This window comes from Desulforamulus profundi (assembly GCF_002607855.1).
The window spans coordinates 1-5,050 of record NZ_AWQQ01000153.1; the positions used below are offsets into that span (position 1 = coordinate 1).

Sequence of the window (5,050 nt, forward strand, 5' to 3'; positions counted from 1 at the left end):
GTTTCATTGATACTATTCAGTCATCCGACTCCCTGCCTCTCATTGCCTTCCTTGCTTGTTTATCACTTGTAGGCATACCCATTTATAGGAAGAAGCAGGGTCTCCCGGGTTACCGCTAATTCTCAATATTAACGTGCCGAGCTCTTAGACCCCGGAGCGACATAAAGACTCACCATAGCGTCTATACTGTTGTTCCTTCTGTGCGTGTAACCACATCGGCCATTCTCAATTCATATTTCGGAGCTCAATCACTTCAGCTTTCGCTTTCGGCCCGCTATTTTGCCGTTCTACGCTTAAAGCTTTCAGTTACCTGAAAACCTCCAAGAACTGGCTACAGGGCTGCTGGTTAGGCTTTACCCTGGTGGGGCTTACACCCACTAGACTTAGCGACCTTACCCGGCCGCACTACACAAAATCTTGTACATACCCTACCAGCCCCACCGGCAACTATGCTTTTCACCCCAATTCTTTTGATGTTCATTATGTGATACGCCAAATGGTTATAAGATACGTTTATTAGCCTAATTGGTCTATCTCCGGGTTGCCCCTAAACTGTGGTCATTCCATTTAGTTTGCAAACATTCAGGTGATATGGATAATCGGAAGTTGCTTGCTATCTATTAACTCCGCAGTCGACTACCAGCCAAACACACAATCTAATCCGATATTCGTTAATACTAACCGACGTAATATCTCCCTGGACTTTTAAAGACCTCTTTAACATGCCACTCTACGTACGATTGGTTAGGTTGATACTGGGGATTGATTGGTGAACGGACAAGTTGCCCATGGTATTTCATCAACCATTCCTCTAAGCCATTACTACCGTTTGCTTCCTCTGCAACTAGAAACCTCTTAGAGTCCGTTATTGTAAAAACACCCCGGTCAAATAATTTATGGTGCATAGTACATAAAGCTATACCGTTCTCTTCAGAATCAGGACCCCCAGCTTGATGCCATTTGATATGAGCTGCTTCTACTGCAACTAAATTATTACCTAACGTACGTTAAACCCACAAACAGCACAACTATATTCATAGGCACGTAGTACTTTTGCCCTAAACTTGGGATCTCTAGATGTATTACTGGAAGTATGCCCTCCATAGCCAACGGCTTCGGAATCAAAATCAAGTCCTACTGCTGATAATATATCATCATGAATTGTTTCAGGAAAATGACTTGATAGTACAATCTTTACCACTTCACTAACTAAAGATGGATTAGCACATAATAGTTGGTATACTTCGTTATTAAATCCACCTGAAATCCCATGCTTTATTAACCAAGGACTTTTTATATGTACAGAATCAATGTCCGCATCTAGAGTCCAAATACCATCTCTGGTCATCCGAACAAAGGGTTCCTCTGGATGATACGACCGTCTGCGTGGCCCAAACTCTTTCAATAAATTAGTAAGAGGTTCCCGTACTTCCTCGTACAACAGGTACCTTGCACCTTTACTTTGTAATTGTCCAAGCGCATATAAAATTAAGAGAGGCTTATGAGGAGCTCTTTGATCCCCTTTTCTCCATATGGTGAGATTTTTTATTTTCTCTTTTAGTTGCATAGAATCCATAAACAAAACCTGCCCTCTTTTTTCTGGTAATTACGCTCGCCAAATACCTTATCCTAAAGAACCAACTTACCCGGTTATGGATAATGGGAAGTTCTCTATTATGCTGGATTATTTTTTGCCTTATGGTAATTATGTGCAGCATCTTTTTCTAACGCTACCCAATAGTTTAAGGCTTCGTGTATACTATTTTATGTTAAATTTAATATTAGCAATGTTCCCTTTAAAATATTCAAAATCTCCTTCATCAGTATGCCATATGGCCTTTAAATATGATGGAAATCTTATTCTGTTTTTCTCGATATAATTTCCCGCGACTGCTGACCATTTAACTTTTTTATACTCTGTACCTCTTTCAGAATAGTATCTATCATCGGTTTCAAATCGAATAAACTCCCCAAGATCATCAAAGTAAAATAATCCGCTTACTTCACTTTCATTATATCTAATCACAGCTTTGGCTGTATTCGAATCGATTGCAGTCCATTTAATATAATGTTGGAACGCGTATGTTGGAACTACAAGGGCCTCAGCCAGAACTGTTACTAACGCGGATTCGTCCATTTCTTTACCTTTTGCGTCGACAACCTTTAAAAGTTTTAAAAATTTTATCAGCATATTTCCATGCCCATTCTGGTATTTGTCCCTTCCTTCAAAAGGGAATATGCCCATGATTCTACTTTTCATGTAAGCTATTCGGGTTGGCTCAGGAACTGAATTAAACTGATAACACTTTAAACTCATCCATTTTTTGTTGGGAGAATTTTTATAAAAAACATCTTCCCATTCAATCTCTGCATTATTCATCTTTTCTTTTCCAAGGTAACCGCAATACCGAAAATATTTTTGAATTGGTTCTGGTAGCGGAACAATGTCATTTTCAGTGATGATATCGTTTGAACAATTTGAATACTTTGTCAATTCTTTTCTAACTTCTGATATATAAAGGTCTTTCATTGATGCAACTCCTATAAACAAAGTTTTCATTACTTGAAACTGTCTGCAATAGAATCGCCTTCGTAAAACAATCCTTCGTTATAGTATTCATGAGATTTGCGAAATATCATCCTTTAATTATCGTATCAATTGCGAAGAATTATTGATTTATCCTACCCGTTAGTTAAAGAATCTTTTAGTGCGTATTTCAAAGATCATATGCATCAAGGTGGTTAATTTACTGGAAATTCAATTGCCATTTTAAACACGATAATACGAATAGGCCTTAATTATTAAGTATATGGATAATGGGAAGTTTGCACTTTATTCGACTACTCATAAGTGTGCAATGCCAACACTTTCGTGTAGAGTTCTTTAAGCATCCAGTCGGACATATCAATTATCGGCTCATACATGAAGCTATTTAGATGAATACTTTTCCGGGGTCATCGCACCACGGGGTAATTCCCGTGTTACCAGTGGGGAGATAAGTTCAAATCTCCACAGAGCTGTGCGGGTTCGGTCATCTTCTGTCCATATTTTCATCATCCATTCCCCCATTTCCATAACTTTTTAGGAAAAATACTTCCTTAAAGCTAATCATGAAGGAAGGCACGGGAAATGGCGATAACTAGGGTTTGTTGGGAATTCCCCTCCCAGGGGAATTAGCAGAGGAAGATTTCTGTAATCTCCCTGCTATATCGGCAACGGCCAATGGCCCCGCCCCAGATAATTAAGCGGCCTTGACCAAGCACATTACATAGCCCCATCAATCTGTAAAGTCGAGGAAATTCAATAAACTGAGCATACCGGTACAACCAGGACAACAGTTCCTGTGTCGCCTTAAAAGCTATGGTTGAACTAAGGGGTAAAAGTTCACAGGCCAGAAATTGTAACAATTGGGGGATAATCCGAGGCGCCATTAGGAGGGCCTGATTCATAATACGCTTTATCCAACGACTTACGGTACGGGGATTATAGCCTATTACGTCTGCTGTATCGGTAATAGAGGTACCGTTCAAATGTTCCACCACAGCCTGTTCATGAGTTTCTACCAATTCTGGTTGGTAAGGTAAAATAAATTCTGGCCAGATACTGATGGATTCCTTACACTCAGGGCAAAACCACCTGAACAGACGAATTAACTTTTGAGTAACATGGTCAGGTGTTAAAGAAAATCGTGACCACCCTGTGTGTTTATGGGGTTTATGAGAGGGGTCACGCACACAGCGTACTTCTTTAGGTAAAAATTCCTCAGGACATTCTAAATATCGGTTGAAATCTGAGCAAAGAATTGATATTCTCATCATAAGCTATGGCTTTGGGCCATTGTGTTAGCAGCATAGGGGTGAGCGGCCAAACTCTTTAACCCTTTGCTGCGTCCATGACTACAAAAGCCGTCTCCTGCTTAGATATTTAAAGCATGAGACGGCTTTTCTACACTTGTTGTCAGTTTTCCTGCAGTTCAGCATGATTTTTTCGCCTACCGCCATTGACATTGATTCTTTTACTGCCAATCTGTGTGGGTGGTAACATGCTTTCGGCCCGCTAACTTGCTTGTCTACACTTAAACCTTTAGGTTACCCTATCGGTTCCAAGACTAGCTACGGGCGGCTGGCTAAACCCTACCCGGTGGGATTCCCACCCACTACATTCAGCGACATTGCTCAGCCGCACTGCCAGGTACCTTTTGACTCAAGAGAACCGTCCCTTTGATTCGGTTGCCTCTCTGACGATCGCTGCTGCTTCATCCAGGCTATTGGCAGTGTAGATTTTGTTAATGATTTTATCCAAGACTACCACATCAGTTATTCTTTTTACTTCTGCTTGCAGGGTGGATGATTCAGGGAACCTGACCTCCAAGTATTTGCAGATGGCCTCCCTTTGACCTTTTGCCTCTCCCTCAGCCCTTCCTTCAGCCCTAGCGCCGCTTATCATAGAAATTTCGTCTCTGGCGGCTTTCTCCCGCAGCTCATATAGACGACGCTCTTGCTGATTCTTAAAGAATATCTGCTCAATGGTCATGGCCTTGCGAATGCCGGGGTTTCCCATAGCGATCTCCTCCATTTCTTCTCCAACAATGTTATTGAAGTACAAAAGCCACTCTTCCAGCGCATCCTTCGGCCTGCGTTTCAGCCTAATGAACTTCTCCAGCTCCAAAAAATGAATTTCCAGTTCATCGTTCAGTAACTCACCGGTCTCGTCTTCCCTGATGCGGAAGGTGTGKTGGTACTTTGTCTTGCCTTTGAACCAATCAAAGCCCAGAATGTTTATGGTGATGGTTTTCCTGAGGTGGATGAAATCTTGCCCGCTGCTTAACTGCCCGTGGTAGAGCCCTGCCCAGTAGAATAAAGTACGTTTGTCAATGTTGTATTTATTGGCTATTTGTACCTCCACATTTACCAGCGCTCCTGCGGCTGTCCTGGCCAGTATGTCCAGCCGGGCCGCTTTGTCCAGCAGGTACCTGGGGTCCAGCTCCCGGTCCAGTAATTCTACATCATGCAGTTCCTGGCCCGGCGGTGGCTTTAAACTGCGTTAAGR

Annotated in this window: 5 protein-coding genes; all 5 read right to left on the bottom strand. The window is 41.9% G+C overall.

The genetic code is table 11. From position 1 onward, the window contains the following. Positions 1 to 677 precede the first annotated feature (677 nt). On the bottom strand, positions 678 to 965 hold the full coding sequence (locus tag P378_RS24565; protein WP_238473426.1) for an HNH endonuclease: 288 nt from the start codon (positions 963 to 965) through the stop codon (positions 678 to 680). Between the two features lie 32 nt (positions 966 to 997). Further along, on the bottom strand, positions 998 to 1,576 hold the full coding sequence (locus tag P378_RS24570) for a phosphorothioated DNA-binding restriction endonuclease (protein ID WP_476588341.1): 579 nt from the start codon (positions 1,574 to 1,576) through the stop codon (positions 998 to 1,000). Between the two features lie 183 nt (positions 1,577 to 1,759). Beyond that, positions 1,760 to 2,530 carry a DUF6544 family protein gene (locus tag P378_RS18350; protein ID WP_099084211.1) on the bottom strand — a complete coding sequence of 257 codons (771 nt, stop codon included), beginning with the start codon at positions 2,528 to 2,530 and terminating at the stop codon, positions 1,760 to 1,762. Between the two features lie 644 nt (positions 2,531 to 3,174). Then, positions 3,175 to 3,819, bottom strand: a complete 645-nt coding sequence (locus P378_RS24415) for a helix-turn-helix domain-containing protein (RefSeq protein ID WP_420796027.1) — start codon at positions 3,817 to 3,819, stop codon at positions 3,175 to 3,177. Between the two features lie 385 nt (positions 3,820 to 4,204). Next, entirely contained in the window at positions 4,205 to 5,014 is an 810-nt protein-coding gene (locus tag P378_RS18360) for an Rpn family recombination-promoting nuclease/putative transposase (protein ID WP_099084213.1), read from the bottom strand. Between the last annotated feature and the right edge of the window lie 36 nt (positions 5,015 to 5,050).

What these genes read in the sequence shown, in the direction of transcription:
- P378_RS18350 (WP_099084211.1), bottom strand. Translation starts at nt 2,530, where the DNA reads ATGAAAGACCTTTATATATCAGAAGTTAGAAAAGAATTGACAAAGTAT.
- P378_RS24415 (WP_420796027.1), bottom strand. Translation starts at nt 3,819, where the DNA reads ATGATGAGAATATCAATTCTTTGCTCAGATTTCAACCGATATTTAGAA.
- P378_RS24570 (WP_476588341.1), bottom strand. Translation starts at nt 1,576, where the DNA reads ATGGATTCTATGCAACTAAAAGAGAAAATAAAAAATCTCACCATATGG.